The following is a 17,165-nucleotide window of genomic DNA, read 5'->3' as shown; positions in this document are numbered from 1 at the left end:
GCGCCTCAGAGCGGCAGCGCCAGTTCCCGCAGCTTCGTCTCCGTTTCCAGCGCGCCGGTGTAGTGAACGCCGTGCCAGCCGAGCGCGGTCGCGGCTTGCGCGTTTTTCACGTTGTCGTCGATGAAAACGAGTTCCTGCGGCTGGATGCCCGGCAGATGCCGTTCGATCTCCGCGTGCATCAGGCCGAAAATCCGCGGATCGGGCTTGACGAGACCGACGCGCCCCGACACGACGATCTCGCGAAACTTGCGCAGCACGTCGAAGCGTTCCCACGCGTACGGAAACGTCTCAGCCGACCAGTTCGTCAGCCCGAAAAGCGGCACGCGCGCAGCCTCCAGCCGATCGACGAGCGCCACACCCTCTTCGAGCTCGCCCGACACCATCTCCGGCCAGCGCGCATAGAACGCGCGGATCAGCGCTTCGTGTCCGGGGTGAAGCGCGATCAGCTCAGCGGTGCCTTCCTCGATGGTCTGCCCGCCGTCCTGCTGCACGACCCATTCCATCTTGCAGACGTTGTCGAGAAACCAGCGGCGCTCGGTTTCGTCAGGAATCAGCTGCTTGTAGAGATACTCGCGATTCCAGTCGATGAGCACGCCGCCGAAATCGAACACGACTGCTTTGATGGTCATGCGAGCTCCGTTTGCAGGGTGTCGGAAAGTGCGGACACCTTCACGCCGTTGCCGGTCATTGACGAATTCGACCAGACGTAATTTTGGTGCTCGACGATTTTGTCGGCCCGCAAATGCGCCTTGTCCGACGTCGTATGCAGATCCGAAACGATCGTGGTGCGCAGCCCGAGCAGCTCCGCGCGCCGCGCGGTCGCGTTGACGCAGAACTCCGTGGCGTAGCCGCAGAGCAGCAAGGAATCGATTTCGAGACGCTGAAGCCGCTCGGCCAGCCGCGTGCCCTGAAACGAATCCCCGACGGTCTTATGAATCGATTCGTCGCCGGGTTCGCGCACGAGCGACGCGGGCGAACGCCACGCGTCGCTGCCGCGCGCCAGCGGCCCGTTTGCATCGCTCTCGTGCTGCACGAAGAAGACCGGCGCATTCGCACGGCGCGCGGCCGCCGTGAGTTGATTGATGCCGTCGATGACATCGCCCGCGCGATACGCAGGCTTCGATCCGCCGAAAAACATCTCCTGCACGTCGATCACGACAACTGCGGGTCTCGCCATGATCAAACCGCCTGCGTCCGCGCTTCGAGCCAGGCGAGCGCCTTGCCCGACACATGTGGCGACACGCGCGCGCGCACCGTCGCGTGATACGCGTTGAGCCACGTGCGCTCGTCCTCACGCATCAGCGACAGGTCGATGCAGCGAGTATCGATCGGACACAGCGTCAGCGTTTCGAATTCGAGGAAATCGCCGAACTCGGTTTTGCCGGCCGGCTGGTTCATCACCAGATTTTCAATGCGGATGCCCCACTTGCCCGGCCGATAGATGCCCGGCTCGATCGACGTGATCATGCCCTCTTCCATCGCGGTCCACGGTTCGGCGGGCGCGTAGTGCGAAATCACTTGCGGCCCTTCGTGCACGTTCAAAAAGTAGCCGACGCCGTGCCCCGTGCCGTGACCGTAGTCCGCGCCCGCTTCCCAGATCGGCGCGCGCGCGATCGAATCGAGCATCGGCGAACGGATGCCGCGCGGAAAGCGCGCGCGCGACAGCGCGATGGTGCCTTTGAGCACGGTCGTGAAATCGCGCCGGTGTTCCGCGCCGATCTCGCCGATGGGCACGACGCGCGTGATATCCGTCGTGCCGCTCAGATACTGGCCGCCGGAATCGATCAGCAGCAAGCCGTTGCCTTCGATCACCGCGTGCGACGCCGCAGTCGCGCGGTAATGCGGCATCGCGCCGTTCGCGTTGAAACCGGCAATCGTGCCGAAGCTCAGCGTGACGAAGCCCGGCCGGCGCGCGCGCGCTGCGGTCAGCTTCTCGTCGATGGTCAGTTCGGTAATGCGTTCGCGGCCGAGCGCCTCTTCGAACCACGCGAAGAATTCGGCGAGCGCGGCGCCGTCCTGCTCCATCGTCGCGCGAATATGCTCCGCTTCCGCCGCCGTTTTGCGCGATTTCGCGAACGTCGACGGATTCACCGCCTCGACGATTTTCACCGTCGCGGGCACTTCCTCCAGCAGGCCGTGCGTGATGCGGCGCGGGTCGATCAAAAGCGTCGAGCCCGCCGGCAGCGACGCAAGCGCTTCGGGCGCGCCGGCGTATGCGGCGACGCGGACGCCATCGCGCGCGAGCGATTCGACGAGCGCGGCTGGAACCTTGCCATCGGCGACGAAGAGTGTCGCGTCGTCGAGCCCGATGAGCGCATGCGCGACGAACACCGGGTTGTAGCTCACGTCGCCGCCGCGCAGGTTGAAAAGCCAGGCGAGATCGTCGAGCGTGGACACGAAGTGCCATTGCGCGCCTTTTGCGCGCATCGTCTCGCGCACGGTCGCGAGCTTCGCGGCACGCGCGACGCTCGCATGCGGCGCGGCGTGCTCGTAGACGGGCGCTTCCGGCAATCCGGGGCGCGCCGGCCACACGGCATCCAGCACATCGAGGTCGGTGCGCAACACGATGCCGCGCGCGCTCAGTGCATCGGACAAGGCGCGCGCCGCCGCGACGCCGAGCACGGCGCCATCGACCGCGACGGTCGCGCCCGCCGACACGTTTTCCGCAAGCCAGTCGATATGCGGCGCGGTCTGCTGGCCGCCCATCATCTTCATCAATTCGATGCCGGTGCCGGCGAGTTGCGTATCGGCCTGCATCCAGTAACGGCTGTCCACCCAGACGCCCGCGAAATCCGCCGTCACCACGAGCGTGCCGACCGAGCCGGTGAAGCCCGAAAGCCATTGGCGTCCCTGCCAGCGTTCGGGCAGATATTCGGAAAGATGCGGGTCCGCGGACGGAATGAGCACGGCGGCGAGCTTGTCGCGCGCCATCTGGCCGCGCAGCGACTCGATGCGTCGCGCGAACATAGCGGGTTCGGGAATGGCTGAATCTGCGATGCGATCGTTCATGAAATCACCTGCTTGAAAGCCCGCGTGGGGCGCGAAGAGCACGCGGGCGGCGAGGATCGCTCACCGCCCGCCAGATAAAGAGTTCAGCGGCGCGCCGCCAGCCCGACCGTCGCCGTTACGACGATGAGCGCGAAGACCGCGCACGCCAGCCATTCGAGCGTATCGCCGTCGTGATACACATCGACGATATTACCCAGCATGCGCGCGACGACCGTCGCCAGTATGCCAGCCGCGACGGCCGTCCAGATGCGGCCAGCCGGACCGCGCGCGACGCGGCCCGCGCGGCGCAGCGGATGCAGCCACCAGCCCGCCGCACCGATGACCGCGCCGAGAAAAATCAACCCGATCCAGCCCATCAGCGGCGGAACTCCGGCAAATTCGATTTGCTGCTGAGCGGAACACTTCGGGTGACAGGCATGGCTTGGAATCTCGGTAACGCGACTAGCGGATGAGTTTAGGGGCCGGATTTGGCGATGGCAAGGCTCGCACCTTTGCCTGCCGCCAGGCGGTTTGCCTTCGACACGAACCCGTCGGCGTTGGCAATCGATCTATGATTTTTCCGATTTTCGCGAATTCCTTCGCCTGCTACCTTCAAACGCCGGCAACATCACACGTTCGATTTCATATGACAGCAACCCATCTGATATCGCTGCGCGGCCTCGAACTGATCATTTCGTATCGCGGTCGCAGCGAGGAGAGGCGCGATAACTTGCGCGGCGTTCTGCGGCATCTGAACCGCACGTACTCGGATTACCAGATCTGGCTGATCGAGGCCGACGCCGCGCCCACGTTCAATTGGTCCGAATTCGGCGATCCGAAGATCAGGCATGTCTTCGTGCATGACACCGGCCCTTTTCCGAAAGCGCGGCTCGTCAATCTCGGCGCGCTCATGGCGAAGAGCCCGATTATCTGCATGCACGACGCCGATATGATCGCCAATCCGTTTTACTTCAGCGCCGCGATCAACGCGCTCATGGACGACGACAAAAGCGACGTGCTCTGCCCGTTCATGCGCGTGCTGAACGTGTCGGGCGGCCTGCGCGAGTCGTTCATCGAATCGGGCGATTTCAGCCAGTTGGCGCCGTTTCTCGATGGTGAACCGCCCGCCAATATCAGTACGCTGTACATCAGCACACCGGGCGCGATCAATCTCTTCAGGCGCGCGGAATTCATTCGCGTCGGCGGCCTCGACCCTGTTGTTGTCGGATGGGGCGGCGAAGACGACGATCTGCTGCTCCGCGCCGGACGGCTCGGCGTGCGCTGGCATTCGTTCGGCGACCCGCATGCCGCACTTTTCCATTTGAATCACGATTCCGCGTCGCGCGAGCAGTCGTTCGACGAAGAAGATATCGCAAGGAACCGCCAGCGCGCCTTTCGAACGGGCGATGTCACGATCGGCGAACTGGAAGCGCGCGCCGTCGAATTGTCGAAGTATTTCCGCTGAAAACCGCGCCGCGGCCTACTGTCACAGGCCGCAGGCAGCGGTTTGCCGCAGCCGCCGAGTGCCCCGCGGCGCGGGCTCTCGCGCTGCTCGCGCCCCAAATGCCACCTATAAATGAAGAAATACGCAAAAGGCTATAATATTGGGCTATCTGAAAGGCCATCGGCTTAGGCCCAAAGCATCGTCCAAAACAATGCAGCTCCTCACGATCGGAATCAATCACCACACTGCGCCTGTCGCCTTGCGCGAACGCGTGGCGTTTCCGGTCGAGCAGCTCAAACCCGCCCTCGGCGCGCTCAAGGACATCTGGCTGGGGCCGCTTGCGAAGGTATCGCCCGAGGCGGCGATTCTTTCGACCTGCAACCGCACCGAACTCTACTGCGCCACCGACGACTCCGCCGCCCGCGAAGCCGCGATCCAGTGGCTCTCGAAGTATCACCACATTCCCGTTCCCGAACTCGCGCCGCACGTGTATGCGCTGCCGCAGTCGGAAGCGGTGCGCCACGCGTTCCGCGTCGCGTCGGGACTGGATTCGATGGTCCTCGGCGAAACGCAAATCGTCGGACAAATGAAGGATGCCGTGCGCACGGCGTCCGAAGCCGGCGCGCTCGGCACGTATCTCAATCAGTTGTTCCAGCGCACCTTCGCCGTCGCGAAGGAAGTGCGCACGACGACCGAAATCGGCGCGCAGTCCGTGTCGATGGCCGCCGCCGCCGTGCGTCTCGCGCAGCGCATCTTTGAAGACGTCGCAAGCCAGCGCGTGCTGTTCATCGGCGCGGGCGAAATGATCGAGCTGTGCGCCACGCACTTCGCCGCGCAGAATCCGCGTGAACTGGTCATCGCGAACCGCACCGCCGAACGCGGAGAAAAGCTCGCCGGGCGCTTCAATGGCCGCGCGATTCCGCTCTCCGAACTGCCCGCGCGCATGCACGAGTTCGACATCATCGTGTCGTGCACGGCGTCGACGCTGCCGATCATCGGGCTCGGCGCGGTCGAGCGTGCGGTGCGGGCGCGCCGTCATCGGCCGATCTTCATGGTCGATCTCGCCGTGCCGCGCGACATCGAGCCGGAAGTCGGCGATCTGAAAGACGTGTTCCTCTACACCGTCGACGATCTCGGCGCGATCGTGCGCGAAGGCAACGCGTCGCGTCAGGCCGCGGTCGCGCAGGCCGAGGCGATCATCGAGACGCGCGTCGCCAATTTCATGCAGTGGCTCGACGCGCGCAGCATCGTGCCGGTCATTCGCCACATGCACACGCAGGCCGACTCGCTGCGCCGTGCCGAACTCGAACGCGCGCGCAAGATGCTCGCGCGCGGCGACGACCCCGCGGCCGTTCTGGAAGCGCTGTCGCAATCGCTCACGAACAAGCTGATTCACGGCCCGACGCATGCGCTCAACCGCGCGACGCGCGAGGAGCGCGGCCAGCTCATCGACCTGATGAGCGGCTTCTATCGCCACGGCTCGCCGTCCGATTCGTCGGAACGTTAGCGGCCTTCTCTTTGCTATTCTCCAATGCCACGCGCGACTAGCGCGGCGGCGTCCTTCGAATTCGCAGTTTCTCAGGAGCACCGAGCTCCTTCTCCGCCCGATGAAAACGAGCATGCAAAGCAAGCTCGACCAGCTTGCAAAACGGCAGGTCGATCTCAACGATTTGTTGAGCCGCGAAGATGTGACGTCCGATATGGACCAATATCGCAAGCTCACGCGCGAGCACGCGGAAATCAGCCCGATCGTTGATCAATACGCGCTCTGGCGTCAGGCGCTCACCGATGAAGCGACCGCGCAGGACCTGCTCGCCGATCCGTCCATGCGCGATTTCGCCGAAGAGGAAATCGGCGAGGCGCGAGAGCGCATGACGAAGATCGAAAGCGATCTGCAGACCATGCTGCTGCCGAAAGATCCGAACGACGAACGCAACATCTTCATCGAAATTCGCGCGGGCACGGGCGGCGACGAATCGGCGCTGTTCGCGGGCGATCTGCTGCGCATGTATCTGCGCTACGCGGAACGCAATCGCTGGACGGCCGAAACGATGTCGGAGAGCGTCTCCGATCTCGGCGGCTACAAGGAAGTGATCGTTCGTATCGCCGGACAAGGCGCGTATTCGCGGCTCAAGTTCGAATCGGGTGGGCATCGCGTGCAGCGCGTCCCGGCGACGGAAACGCAGGGGCGCATCCACACGTCCGCGTGCACGGTCGCCGTCATGCCTGAAGCCGATGAAATCAGCGAAGTCGTGATCAATCCGGCGGATTTGCGTATCGACACGTTCCGCGCGTCGGGCGCGGGCGGGCAGCACATCAACAAGACGGATTCCGCCGTGCGCGTGACGCACTTGCCCACGGGCATCGTCGTCGAGTGTCAGGACGACCGTTCGCAGCACAAGAACAAGGACCGCGCGCTCAAGGTGCTCGCCGCGCGCATCAAGGACAAGCAGTATCACGAGCAGCACGCGAAGGAAGCCGCGACGCGCAAGAGCCTGATCGGCTCGGGCGACCGCTCGGAGCGCATCCGCACGTACAACTTCCCGCAAGGGCGCATGACGGATCACCGCATCAATCTGACGCTCTACAAGCTCGAATACATCATGGACGGCGATATTGACGAACTCATCGGCGCGCTAGTGTCCGAGCATCAGGCGGAGCAGTTGGCGGCGCTTGGGGAAGCGGAGTGACGGTTGCCGATTTGCTGCGCGCGTCGCCGCTGCCGCCACTCGAAGCGCGCATTCTGTTGATGCACGTACTCGGCTGGCGGCGCACGGAACTCATTACGCGCGATCTTCTGCCGCTTTCGGAAGACGCGGTCGCGCGATTCGGCGCGCTGTCGGCGCGGCGTATGGCGGGCGAGCCGATCGCGCAGCTCACCGGCAAGCGCGAATTCTTCGGTCTCGAATTCGACGTCACGCCGGATGTGCTGATTCCGCGCCCGGAAACCGAATTGCTCGTGGAACTCGCGCTCGAAGTCATCGCCGATACGCCGAACGCGCGCGTGCTCGATCTCGGCACGGGCACGGGCGCGATCGCGGTGTCGATTGCGCATGCACGGCCCGATGCACGCGTGTGGGCGGTGGATCGCTCGGACGCTGCCTTGCAGATCGCGCGAGGAAACGGCGCGCGCCTTCTGACTAAAAACGCGGTGACGTTCATGCAAAGCGACTGGACGGCGAACATCGATCCGTCGCTGCGGTTCGACGTGATCGTCAGCAATCCGCCGTACATCGCGAGCGACGATCCGCATCTCGAACAAGGCGATTTGTGCTTCGAGCCGCGCGGCGCGCTCACCGACGACGCCGACGGTTTGTCGGCGATTCGCACCATCATCGAAACCGCGCCGTCTCTCTTCGCGAACCGCGGCGCGTTGTGGCTGGAGCACGGCTACGATCAGGCCGACGCCGTGCGCGGCCTGCTGAACGCCCGCGACTTCACCGATGTCCGCTCGATGCGCGATCTAGCCGGCATCGAACGCTGCTCGGGCGGTGTTTTCGCCGCGTGAGCCGGCCTCCGCCCGCGCAATCGAAATCCGCTATCATTTCCAGAACTCTCACCGAAATCTCAAGCGCAGGAACGTCATGGATACGCAAGAACGCATCAAGCAAATCGTCGATCAAAACGCGGTCGTCCTGTTCATGAAGGGCACGGCGCAATTCCCGATGTGCGGCTTCTCCGGCCGCGCCATTCAAGTGCTCAAGGCATGCGGCGTCGATCAGATCAAGACGGTGAACGTCCTGGAAGACGACGAGATCCGCCAAGGCATCAAGGAATTCTCCAACTGGCCGACCATTCCGCAACTTTACGTGAACGGCGAGTTCATCGGCGGCTCGGACATCATGATGGAGATGTATCAATCGGGCGAACTGCAACAGCTCTTCGCCGCAGCCTGAGCTTCTACCGCACGTGAGCGCGCCCGCCGCCGCAAATCGACGACTCATCGTCGCGATTACCGGCGCAACGGGCGCCATTTACGGCGTGCGTCTGCTCGAGACGCTGCGCAAGCTGGGCGGCGTCGAGACGCATCTGCTCGTTTCCAGCGCCGGCTGGCTCAATATCCAGCACGAACTCGATCTCGACAAGGCCGCCGTCCACGCGCTGGCCGATGTCGTCCATAGCGTGCGCGACGTCGGCGCGAGCATTGCCTCGGGCTCCTTCGCGACCGACGGCATGGTCATCGCGCCCTGCTCCATGCGCACGCTCGCGAGCGTCGCGCACGGTCTTTCCGACACGCTCATCATCCGCGCCGCCGACGTCGTGCTCAAAGAGCGCCGCCGTCTCGTGCTGCTCGTGCGCGAAACGCCGCTCAATCTCGCGCATCTGCGCAATATGACCGCCGTCACCGAAATGGGTGGCGTGATCTTCCCGCCGCTGCCGGCGTTCTATCAAAAGCCCGCGAGCATCGACGAGATGGTCGATCACACGGTCGCACGGGTTATCGATCTTTTTGGCTTTGCACAGCCGGTCGCAGCGGCGTGGCGCGGTCTGCGTAGCGAAGCGGCGGATTAGCAACAGCGGCGACACAATTCGTTGCCCGGCCAGCCGTTTATCAACGCGGCTCACGGCTCTACATTGGATGGTAAATCCACCGGAATTTGCCGCCATGACCAGACTGCCTACCGTTTTCATTTCCCACGGCGCGCCCACGCTGCCGATCGACCCGTCCATGCCTTCTTCCGAATTCGCCTCGTTGGGGCGAACGCTTCCGCGCCCGCGCGCCATTTTGATGCTGTCCGCCCACTGGGGCACGGCGCAGCCCATCGCGAGCACAGCCGAGCAGCCGGAAACGATTCATGACTTTTACGGCTTCCCGCGCGCGCTCTACGAATTGCGCTACCCGGCGCCCGGCGCGCCGGATCTCGCGAAGCGCGCCGCGGCGCTGCTCGGCGAGCAGGGCATTCCCGCGACGACCACCGACCACGGGCTCGATCACGGCGCGTGGGTGCCGATGCTGCTGATGTTCCCCGACGCCGATATTCCGGTCGCGCAACTTTCGATTCAGCCGCGACTCGACGCCGCGCATCACTTCCGCATCGGGCGGGCGCTGCGCGAATTGCGCGATGACGGCGTGATGATCGTCGGTTCGGGGCAAATCACGCACAACCTGCGCATGGCCGATTTCAGCGCGCGCCCGGAAGATGCCGATCCGCGCGTGACCGAGTTCACCGATTGGTTCGAAGGGCGCATGGCCGAACGCGATATCGACGCCCTGCTCGACTATCGCGCCCGCGCGCCGCACGCCGCGCTGATGCATCCGACCGACGAACATCTGCTGCCGGTGTTCAGCGCGCTCGGCGCGGCGGCGGACGACTACGAACTCGCGGTGCAGTCGCTTGGCACGTTCCAGCGCGCGCTCGCCATGACGAACTACGTGTTCGCGGACGCCTGAGCGAAAAAAAACCGCCTGATCGCTCAGGCGGTTTCATCGCTTGCTGGAAACGGACGCTCAGGCGCCGATTTCGTGAAGAATGTCGTCGCGGCTTTCGCGTTCGTCGAGATAGCTCGTGCGATAGCCCGTGTGCACGCCCCAGTAGTAGAAAATCAGCGCGAGCACGGCGACGGCGGCCATGTCCCAGCCGTGCGGCAGAAGCCCGTTGCCGCCGAAGTCCTTGCTGCCGATCAGCGACAGCACCGCCATCGACGGCAAATACGCGATGAGCCACCACGCTGCCTTCAGATCTTTCCCCCAACCCGCGAATCCGGTCTTGCCCTGGAAGTAGAAATAGACCGGCAGCGCCACGACCATCAGCAGAATGATTTCGCCGGTCAGCGGCCACTTCGCCCAGTACAGCACGAGCGATGCGCAGACGAACGCGAACGGCGCGACCAGGCCCATCAGCGGAATATTGACCGGGCGGTCCAGATCCGGCGCGGCGCGGCGCAAGGACATCAGGCTGACCGGGCCCGTCAGATACGAGATGACCGTCGCGACGGAAATAACCGCCGCGAGCGTGCCCCAGCCGCGGAAGAAGAACAGGAACACGAAGGACACGAACAGGTTGAACCACATCGCCTGACGCGGCACGCCGTAGAACGGATGCACATTGCCGAAAATCTTCGGCATGGTGTTGTTGCGCTCCATCGCGTAAATCATGCGCGTGGTCGTCGCCATATAGGTCGTGCCGGTGCCGCTCGGACTGACGAACGCGTCGATATACAGCAGGATCGCGAGCCAGTTCAGATTGAGCGCGATGGCGAGTTCGGCAAACGGCGAAGCGAAATTGAAATGCTGCCAGCCCTTTGCCACGTCGGCCGGATTCACCGCGCCGATATACGCGATCTGAAGCAGCACGTAGATCACGAGCGCGATCAGGATCGAGCCGATAACCGCGAACGGAATGCTCGTCGAAGGATGGCGCGCCTCGCCCGCCAGATTCACCGGGCTCTGGAAACCGTTGAAGCTGAACACGATGCCGCTCGTCGCCACGGCGGTGAGCACCGCGGACCATCCGAACGGCGCGAAATTCGACGCCGTGCCGAAGTTCTCCGAATGGAAGCCGGAAAACACGAGACCGGCGATCGTCAGGCCCGGAATCAGAAACTTGAAGATCGTGATGATCGAGTTCGCGCGGGCGAAAAGCTTCACGCCCCAATAGTTCAGCAGGAAATAAACGATGACGAGCAACGCCGAGAGCACCAGCCCCATGGTCGTCAGCGTATGACCGACGAACAGGTTATGCGCCCACTCGTACGGCCAGGTGCTCATGTACTGGATGGACGCTTCCGCTTCGATCGGAATAACCGAGACAATCGCGATCCAGTTCGCCCACGCGCTGATGAATCCGACGAGCGCGCCATGCGAATAGCGCGCGTAGCGCACCATGCCGCCGGATTCCGGGAACGTCGCGCCGAGTTCGGCGTAGGTCAGCGCGATCGCCAGAATAACCACCGCACCGATGACCCACGCGCAAATCGCGGCGGGCCCGGCAATCTGCGACGCCTTCCACGCGCCGAACAGCCATCCCGATCCGATGATGGACCCGAGCCCCGTCAGCATCAGCGCCCACGGACCGATATTTCGTTGAATCGACTTCTCTGTCACATCTTCCTCCATATGTCTCGCATCGCAGAACCGGAGCCGCTTTCGCAGCCGCGCCGCGTGGGAGAGCAACAAACGTGTCTGACATCCGGCCATGCCGGTGCAACCTTTTGGGTCGGCGCGTAGTGTAACGGTTGCACCTTTCGAATGCCGTGCGTGCTGGGAAGAAAATGACTGAAAATTCAGCTTTTTGAGGTCAATCGAAATGCGAATTGCAAGTTTTGTAATGTTTGCTTACGCATCTCGAAAATATCCCCTCAGACTTGTCGGAAATTAATTGACCGGGATACTGTTTCGCCGTATAAACCTTCTTGCAGGATTTCAAGTGGCGAGTGAATTGGTTCTTTCGAGTTCGCCATCACGGTACTCCGGTTGGTCCCATTGCCCCTTCCTTGATTTTCCGCACCCCTGGGCTTCGGCCTTATTCATCATTTTTTTGGAACAAGTAACATGGAAACCGGTACCGTCAAGTGGTTCAATGACGCAAAGGGCTTTGGCTTCATCACTCCGGATGGCGGCGGCGAAGATCTGTTCGCGCACTTCTCGGAAATCCGCATCGAAGGCTTCAAGACGCTTCAGGAAAACCAAAAGGTTTCCTACGAAGTGAAGACTGGCCCGAAGGGCAAGCAAGCTGCGAACATCAAGCCGGTCTAAGCTTCACGCACCGCTAGAATTCGTATGAAAAACCCCGCTCACGCGGGGTTTTTTGTTTTTGGCTTCGGTTGCCGCGCGGGCGTCACGCAAAGACGCGTTGCGCGTAGATGCCAAGCCCCTTCGCCACGCTGGCGAGGCGGTCGCCGAAGACCGGCTGCGCGCCGGGAAAGGCCGCCGACAGCGCTTCCGATAGAAACCGCAGCCCGGTCGTGCCGCCGGTGAAATAGACGGCGTTCACGTCGGCGGACGCGACGCCCGCGCGCCTGAGCGTTTCCTCTGCCGCCTCGACGATGCGCCGCGTTTCGTCCGCGCCCGCCGCGATCAGTTGCGATTCGTCGAACGCCACGCGCAGCGCTTCTTCCACCTCTTCCATGTCGATTTCCGTCGTGCCGCCCGCCGCGACGTCGATCTTCGCTTCTTCCGCGTGCGCCGTCAGCGCGTGCCCGAGACGGCGGTCCACGACGCGCATCAGCCGGTCGTGATGACGCAGGTCCGTGTAGAGATGGCGTATCAGTTGCAATTCGCTCACGCGCTTGGGCGTGTAGACGGTATTGATCAGATGCCACGTCGCGAGATCGAAGTAGACGGGGCTAGGCAGCTCGCGCCCTTTCGGATCGAGCGACTGGTAGCCGAGCTCGCGCAACACCGTCACGAGTTCGACGCGACGATCGAAGTCCGTTCCCGCGACATGCACGCCGTGATGCGCAAGCACATCGCCCTTGCGCTCCAGATGACGCGCGCGCTCCGGCCCGACGCGCACGAGCGAAAAGTCCGATGTACCGCCGCCGATATCCGCGACCAGCACGAGCCCTTCTTTCGTCAGGCCGGCTTCGTAGTCGAACGCCGCGGCGATCGGCTCGTACTGGAAATGGATCTCGCGCAGACCGACCGCGTGCGCGCAGGCTTCGAGCTGCTTTTGCGCCAGATGGTCCGCGCGCGGATCGTCATCGACGAAAAAGACCGGACGGCCGAGCACCGCGCGCGTGAGCGGCTCGGGGGCGATCGCCTGCGCCTTCTGCTTCAAATGCTGCAGAAAGAGCGTGATGACGTCGGTGTACTTGATCGCCGAGCCGTCGCCGAGGTCGGTGCTGTTGTCCGCGAGCGGCGAGCCGAGAATGCTTTTCATCGAGCGCATCAGGCGGCCATCGAAACCGTCGATGTACGCTTCGAGCGCCGCGCGGCCGTAGGACTGGTTATTCTCGTCGGTGTTGAAGAAAACCGCGGTGGGCAGCGTGGTCGCCTCGCCTTCCACCGGCGCCAGCCGGACCGACAGGCCGTCCGGCAGCGCAACGGCGGAATTCGATGTGCCGAAATCGATCGCGCAATAAGTCATAGGCATCGGCGGCGTCGCGCTGGACGCCGCAATCTAATGTGGACGGCGTTTTTAACATGTTCCGGCACGTGCATCAACCGCGTTTGAGATAAAGTTAAACCACAAGGTTTATTTCCGAAAAGCGGAATGCGGTTTGCTCGACCGCCGGCAATCTCTTCACTTTTTTGCGTGTGTGGTAGCAGTAGAGCACGCTTCGGACCATGAGCGAAACCGCTGCGAATCAGGAGAACCGTTTGAGCGAAAACGCCAGCGCGCGCCCGGGCATTATCGAGACCGATTTGCCCGGCCGCCTCGACCGCTTGCCGTGGGGACGCTTTCACACGTTGATCGTGCTCGCGCTGGGCATCACCTGGCTGCTCGACGGGCTCGAAGTAACGCTTGCGGGCGCGGTCGCGAGCGCGCTCAAGTCGAGCCCGACGCTGCAGTTTTCCAATGCCGATGTCGGTATCGCGGGCAGCGCGTATATCGCCGGCGCGGTGCTCGGCGCGCTGGGTTTCGGCTGGCTCACCGACCGGCTGGGTCGCCGCAAACTGTTTTTCATCACGCTCTTTCTCTACGTGGCCGCCACCGCCGCCACCGCGTTTTCGTGGAATCTCGCGACCTTCGTGCTGTTTCGCTTTCTGACCGGCGCGGGCATCGGCGGCGAATACACGGCGATCAACTCGACGATTCAGGAGTTCACGCCGGCCCGGCTGCGCGGCTGGACCGATCTCGCGATCAATGGCACGTTTTGGGTCGGCGCGGGAATCGGCGCGGCGGGCTCGATCGTGCTGCTCGATCCCGGCCTGCTTCCGCCCGATTGGGGGTGGCGCGCCTGTTTTCTCATCGGCGCATTGCTCGGGCTGACGATTCTCCTCATGCGCATGTGGGTGCCGGAAAGCCCGCGCTGGCTCATCACGCACAATCGCGCGGACGAAGCGAGGCGCATCGTCGAAGAGATCGAAGCGCATTTCCGGCAGCACGGCGTCGAGATTCCGAATGCGCCGGTCAAGCCGCTGCGCCTGCATGCGCGTGAAGCAACGCCGCTGCGCGAGGTGTTTCATACGCTTTTCAAGGCGCATCGCAGCCGCTCGCTCGTCGGACTGACGCTGATGACCGCGCAGGCGTTCTTCTACAACGCGATCTTCTTCACCTACGCGCTCGTGCTGACGGACTTCTATCACGTGCCCGGCGATCATATCGGCTGGTACGTGCTGCCTTTCGCGGCGGGCAATTTCCTCGGTCCGTTGCTGCTTGGCAGGCTCTTCGACGTGCTCGGACGTCGCAGGATGATCGCGTTCACCTACGCGATGTCCGGCGTGCTGCTGACGATCAGCGGCTGGATGTTCATGCACGGCATGCTCACTGTGACGACGCAGACCATTGCGTGGATGGTGATTTTCTTCTTCGCGTCGGCGGCGGCGAGCTCCGCGTATCTGACGGTGAGCGAAACCTTTCCGCTGGAAATTCGCGCGCTCGCGATCGCCGTGTTCTACGCGTTCGGCACGGCGCTCGGCGGCATCATCGGGCCCACGCTGTTCGGTCAACTGATCGATACGCATCAGCGCGGTCCGGTATTCGCGGGCTATCTGATCGGATCGTTTCTGATGATCGCGGCGGCGGTCGTCGCCGGAATCTGGGGCGTGGCGGCCGAGCGAAAGTCGCTCGAAGATGTCGCTCGTCCGCTTTCGGCGGCGGACGAGCCGTGAGCGCTTATTCGAAGCGCTTATTCGAAGCGCTTATTCGAAGCGTTTCTCCCAAGCGCCTTCGAAGACCGTTTCGCCCAGCGTTCGGCGCGCGCGCGGCGCGGCTTCACGCTCGCGCAACGTCTCGTCGAGCTGACTCGCGTCGCCGTGATGGCCGATCGCCATCATCGCGATGATTTCGACGTCCGCGGGAATCGAGAACGCCTGGCGGAAGGCATCGCGGTCGAAGCCGCCCATCTGGTGCGTCGCCAGGCCGAGCGCGTGCGCCTGAAGGGTGAGCGCAAGCGCGGCCGCGCCGGTGTCGTAGCTGGCGGTGCGGTTCGTGTCGCCCTTCGGCGTGAGCGTGAAAGCCGTCACGCAGACGAGCACCGGCACCGTCACGTTCCACTTCTGATTGCCGGGCATGAGCGTGTCGAATGCGCGCTGGAACGCGGCTTCGTCGCGATGACGGTCGAACACGATGAAACGCCACGGCTGCTGATTGTTCGACGACGGCGACCAGCGCGCCGCTTCCAGCACGCGGTGCAACTGCGCGCGCTCGACGGGCGCACTGGAGAAGGCGCGCGGGCTCCAGCGGCCGGCGATCAGTTCATGGATGTCGACATCGGTCGGAGCGGGCTTGGCGGACATGAAGCGTTTCCTCGTTCGATGAATAAATGAACGACAAGGATAAACAAGCCCGCGCCCGTTTGCAGATCGTCAAGTCGCGGCGACGCCCATCGTCCGTCCCGCGCGGTTGATGCGCAGTACGGTGACTGCCGCCACGAGGCACAGGCCGCCCGAGATCATCGTCGCGACGGTGTAGCTGCCGAGGCTCGATCGGAGCATCCCGCCGCCGAGAGCCGCGAACGCCGCGCCGAGCTGATGGCCCGCGACGACCCAGCCGAACACGATCGGCGCCGAATCCTTGCCGTAGACATCGGTCGCGAGGCGCACGGTCGGCGGCACGGTGGCGATCCAGTCGAGACCGTAGAACACGGCGAAGAGCGGCAGGCCGAAGAAATCGATGCCGAACGCGTACGGCAGATAAATCAGGGACAGCCCGCGCAGGCCGTAGTACCAGAACAGCAGCACGCGCGCATTGAAGCGGTCCGAGAGCCAGCCCGACAAGGTCGTGCCGAAGAGGTCGAAGATGCCCATTACCGCGAGCAGCGTCGCGCCTTGCACTTGCGTCATGCCGTAGTCGGAGCACATGGCGATCAGATGCGTGCCGACGTAGCCGTTCGTGCTCGCGCCGCAGATAAAGAAGCTGAAGAAGAGCAGCCAGAAATCGCGCGTCTTGCTGGCCGACGCGAGCGTGCCGAACGCCAGCTTGATGGGATTTTTCGGCGGCGCAATCGCGGCGGGCGGCAGATCGGCCTGTTCGCCCACGGGACGCAGGGAAAGATCCGCCGGCCGCTCGGGCAGGAGCCACGCGACGAGCGGCAACACGATCGCCGCAGCTGCTGCGACGAGCAACACGACCGGCCGCCAGCCGAAGCGCTCGGAAATGGATGCGAGGAACGGCAGGAACACGAGCTGACCGGTTGCGGAACTCGCGGTAAGAATGCCCATGGCGAGGCCGCGATGCGTGGAAAACCAGCGGTTCACGATCGTCGCTGAGAGCGTGAGCGCCGCCACGCCCGTCGCGCTCCCGACCATCACGCCCCAGACGAGCACCATCTGCCACGGCTCGGTCATCATCGACGAAATGCCGACGCCCGCCGCCAGCGTGGCGAGCGCGGTGAGCACCGTCGGACGCACGCCGAAGCGCTGCATCGCCGCCGCGGCGAACGGACCCGCGAGGCCGTACAGCGCCAGGTTGATCGAAATGGCGAGCGAGATCGTGCCGCGCGACCAGCCGAACTGCTTTTCGAGCGGCAACATCATGACGCTCGGCGTCGCGCGCGTGCCCGCCGCGGCGAGCAACACGAAAAACACGACGCCCACCGCGATCCAGCCGTAATGCACGCGGCCATTCAGCCGTCTCGCTACCCAATTCATTGCTGCTCCGTTCCGTTGATTTTTGTCCCGCGACGT

At 63.6% G+C, this 17,165-nt stretch carries 17 protein-coding genes; 9 read left to right on the top strand and 8 right to left on the bottom strand.

Annotated features, from left to right (window positions below; genetic code table 11):
* Nucleotides 1-5: 5 nt before the first annotated feature.
* The 4 genes from LY284_RS14985 to LY284_RS14970 all read right to left on the bottom strand — a co-directional run bounded on the left by LY284_RS14985 (nt 6) and on the right by LY284_RS14970 (nt 3,365).
* Nucleotides 6-629, bottom strand: coding sequence for an HAD family hydrolase (locus tag LY284_RS14985; RefSeq protein WP_045451143.1), 624 nt, complete (start codon nt 627-629; stop codon nt 6-8).
* Complete coding sequence (locus LY284_RS14980) at nt 626-1,177, bottom strand: isochorismatase family protein (protein WP_045451148.1); 552 nt, start codon at nt 1,175-1,177, stop codon at nt 626-628. Before LY284_RS14980 ends, LY284_RS14985 begins: the two co-directional genes overlap by 4 nt.
* A 2-nt stretch (nt 1,178-1,179) precedes the next feature.
* Nucleotides 1,180-2,967, bottom strand: a complete 1,788-nt coding sequence (locus LY284_RS14975) for an aminopeptidase P family protein (protein WP_375294260.1) — start codon at nt 2,965-2,967, stop codon at nt 1,180-1,182.
* Nucleotides 2,968-3,092: 125 nt separating this feature from the next.
* Complete coding sequence (locus LY284_RS14970; protein ID WP_014192379.1) at nt 3,093-3,365, bottom strand: hypothetical protein; 273 nt, start codon at nt 3,363-3,365, stop codon at nt 3,093-3,095.
* 269 nt (nt 3,366-3,634) lie between these two features.
* On the opposite strand from LY284_RS14970, the gene LY284_RS14965 reads away from it, so the two are divergent.
* From LY284_RS14965 to LY284_RS14935, 7 genes are all read left to right on the top strand, one after another.
* Nucleotides 3,635-4,453 (top strand): glycosyltransferase family 2 protein, encoded by an 819-nt coding sequence (locus LY284_RS14965; protein WP_045452219.1) that lies wholly within the window; start codon nt 3,635-3,637, stop codon nt 4,451-4,453.
* Between the two features lie 190 nt (nt 4,454-4,643).
* The gene (gene hemA / locus LY284_RS14960; RefSeq protein WP_014192381.1) at nt 4,644-5,939 is read left to right on the top strand and encodes a glutamyl-tRNA reductase; all 1,296 of its coding nucleotides are present in this window, start codon (nt 4,644-4,646) and stop codon (nt 5,937-5,939) included.
* 100 nt (nt 5,940-6,039) lie between these two features.
* Nucleotides 6,040-7,122: a peptide chain release factor 1 gene (prfA, locus tag LY284_RS14955; protein WP_014192382.1), complete on the top strand. Its 1,083-nt coding sequence runs from the start codon at nt 6,040-6,042 to the stop codon at nt 7,120-7,122.
* Nucleotides 7,119-7,940, top strand: coding sequence for a peptide chain release factor N(5)-glutamine methyltransferase (gene prmC / locus LY284_RS14950; protein ID WP_233386874.1), 822 nt, complete (start codon nt 7,119-7,121; stop codon nt 7,938-7,940). The genes prfA and prmC overlap by 4 nt, the downstream gene beginning before the upstream one ends.
* 76 nt (nt 7,941-8,016) lie before the next feature.
* Entirely contained in the window at nt 8,017-8,328 is a 312-nt protein-coding gene (grxD, locus tag LY284_RS14945) for a Grx4 family monothiol glutaredoxin (RefSeq protein ID WP_014192384.1), read from the top strand.
* 13 nt (nt 8,329-8,341) lie between these two features.
* Nucleotides 8,342-8,944, top strand: a complete 603-nt coding sequence (locus tag LY284_RS14940) for a UbiX family flavin prenyltransferase (RefSeq protein ID WP_045451156.1) — start codon at nt 8,342-8,344, stop codon at nt 8,942-8,944.
* A 94-nt stretch (nt 8,945-9,038) separates the two neighbouring features.
* On the top strand, nt 9,039-9,824 hold the full coding sequence (locus tag LY284_RS14935; RefSeq protein ID WP_045451159.1) for a class III extradiol ring-cleavage dioxygenase: 786 nt from the start codon (nt 9,039-9,041) through the stop codon (nt 9,822-9,824).
* Between the two features lie 57 nt (nt 9,825-9,881).
* Here LY284_RS14935 and LY284_RS14930 read toward each other — a convergent pair whose 3' ends face one another.
* A complete protein-coding gene (locus LY284_RS14930) occupies nt 9,882-11,489 on the bottom strand; it encodes an APC family permease (RefSeq protein WP_045451162.1) in 1,608 nt (535 codons plus the stop codon).
* Nucleotides 11,490-11,924: 435 nt separating this feature from the next.
* Here LY284_RS14930 and LY284_RS14925 point away from each other — a divergent pair, with 435 nt between their 5' ends.
* Entirely contained in the window at nt 11,925-12,128 is a 204-nt protein-coding gene (locus LY284_RS14925) for a cold-shock protein (RefSeq protein WP_007000074.1), read from the top strand.
* An 82-nt stretch (nt 12,129-12,210) separates the two neighbouring features.
* On the opposite strand, the gene LY284_RS14920 is transcribed toward LY284_RS14925, so the two are convergent.
* Entirely contained in the window at nt 12,211-13,461 is a 1,251-nt protein-coding gene (locus LY284_RS14920; RefSeq protein ID WP_233387185.1) for an Hsp70 family protein, read from the bottom strand.
* A gap of 200 nt (nt 13,462-13,661) precedes the next feature.
* Here LY284_RS14920 and LY284_RS14915 point away from each other — a divergent pair, with 200 nt between their 5' ends.
* Nucleotides 13,662-15,149 (top strand): MFS transporter, encoded by a 1,488-nt coding sequence (locus tag LY284_RS14915; RefSeq protein WP_045451167.1) that lies wholly within the window; start codon nt 13,662-13,664, stop codon nt 15,147-15,149.
* A 30-nt stretch (nt 15,150-15,179) separates the two neighbouring features.
* Here LY284_RS14915 and LY284_RS14910 read toward each other — a convergent pair whose 3' ends face one another.
* Together LY284_RS14910 and LY284_RS14905 are read right to left on the bottom strand one after the other, a co-directional pair.
* Nucleotides 15,180-15,776 carry a nitroreductase family protein gene (locus LY284_RS14910; RefSeq protein ID WP_045451170.1) on the bottom strand — a complete coding sequence of 199 codons (597 nt, stop codon included), beginning with the start codon at nt 15,774-15,776 and terminating at the stop codon, nt 15,180-15,182.
* Between the two features lie 69 nt (nt 15,777-15,845).
* Nucleotides 15,846-17,129: an MFS transporter gene (locus tag LY284_RS14905; protein WP_045451173.1), complete on the bottom strand. Its 1,284-nt coding sequence runs from the start codon at nt 17,127-17,129 to the stop codon at nt 15,846-15,848.
* Between the last annotated feature and the right edge of the window lie 36 nt (nt 17,130-17,165).

Source organism: Caballeronia sp. PC1 (assembly GCF_021353155.1).
In the GTDB taxonomy this organism is placed as follows: domain Bacteria; phylum Pseudomonadota; class Gammaproteobacteria; order Burkholderiales; family Burkholderiaceae; genus Caballeronia; species Caballeronia cordobensis.
This window is presented reverse-complemented; position numbering and strand designations above follow the sequence as displayed.

What these genes read in the sequence shown, in the direction of transcription:
- LY284_RS14985 (WP_045451143.1), bottom strand. Translation starts at nt 629, where the DNA reads ATGACCATCAAAGCAGTCGTGTTCGATTTCGGCGGCGTGCTCATCGAC.
- LY284_RS14980 (WP_045451148.1), bottom strand. Translation starts at nt 1,177, where the DNA reads ATGGCGAGACCCGCAGTTGTCGTGATCGACGTGCAGGAGATGTTTTTC.
- LY284_RS14975 (WP_375294260.1), bottom strand. Translation starts at nt 2,967, where the DNA reads ATGTTCGCGCGACGCATCGAGTCGCTGCGCGGCCAGATGGCGCGCGAC.
- LY284_RS14970 (WP_014192379.1), bottom strand. Translation starts at nt 3,365, where the DNA reads ATGGGCTGGATCGGGTTGATTTTTCTCGGCGCGGTCATCGGTGCGGCG.
- LY284_RS14965 (WP_045452219.1), top strand. Translation starts at nt 3,635, where the DNA reads ATGACAGCAACCCATCTGATATCGCTGCGCGGCCTCGAACTGATCATT.
- hemA (WP_014192381.1), top strand. Translation starts at nt 4,644, where the DNA reads ATGCAGCTCCTCACGATCGGAATCAATCACCACACTGCGCCTGTCGCC.
- prfA (WP_014192382.1), top strand. Translation starts at nt 6,040, where the DNA reads ATGAAAACGAGCATGCAAAGCAAGCTCGACCAGCTTGCAAAACGGCAG.
- grxD (WP_014192384.1), top strand. Translation starts at nt 8,017, where the DNA reads ATGGATACGCAAGAACGCATCAAGCAAATCGTCGATCAAAACGCGGTC.
- LY284_RS14935 (WP_045451159.1), top strand. Translation starts at nt 9,039, where the DNA reads ATGACCAGACTGCCTACCGTTTTCATTTCCCACGGCGCGCCCACGCTG.
- LY284_RS14930 (WP_045451162.1), bottom strand. Translation starts at nt 11,489, where the DNA reads ATGGAGGAAGATGTGACAGAGAAGTCGATTCAACGAAATATCGGTCCG.
- LY284_RS14925 (WP_007000074.1), top strand. Translation starts at nt 11,925, where the DNA reads ATGGAAACCGGTACCGTCAAGTGGTTCAATGACGCAAAGGGCTTTGGC.
- LY284_RS14920 (WP_233387185.1), bottom strand. Translation starts at nt 13,461, where the DNA reads ATGACTTATTGCGCGATCGATTTCGGCACATCGAATTCCGCCGTTGCG.
- LY284_RS14915 (WP_045451167.1), top strand. Translation starts at nt 13,662, where the DNA reads ATGAGCGAAACCGCTGCGAATCAGGAGAACCGTTTGAGCGAAAACGCC.
- LY284_RS14910 (WP_045451170.1), bottom strand. Translation starts at nt 15,776, where the DNA reads ATGTCCGCCAAGCCCGCTCCGACCGATGTCGACATCCATGAACTGATC.
- LY284_RS14905 (WP_045451173.1), bottom strand. Translation starts at nt 17,129, where the DNA reads ATGAATTGGGTAGCGAGACGGCTGAATGGCCGCGTGCATTACGGCTGG.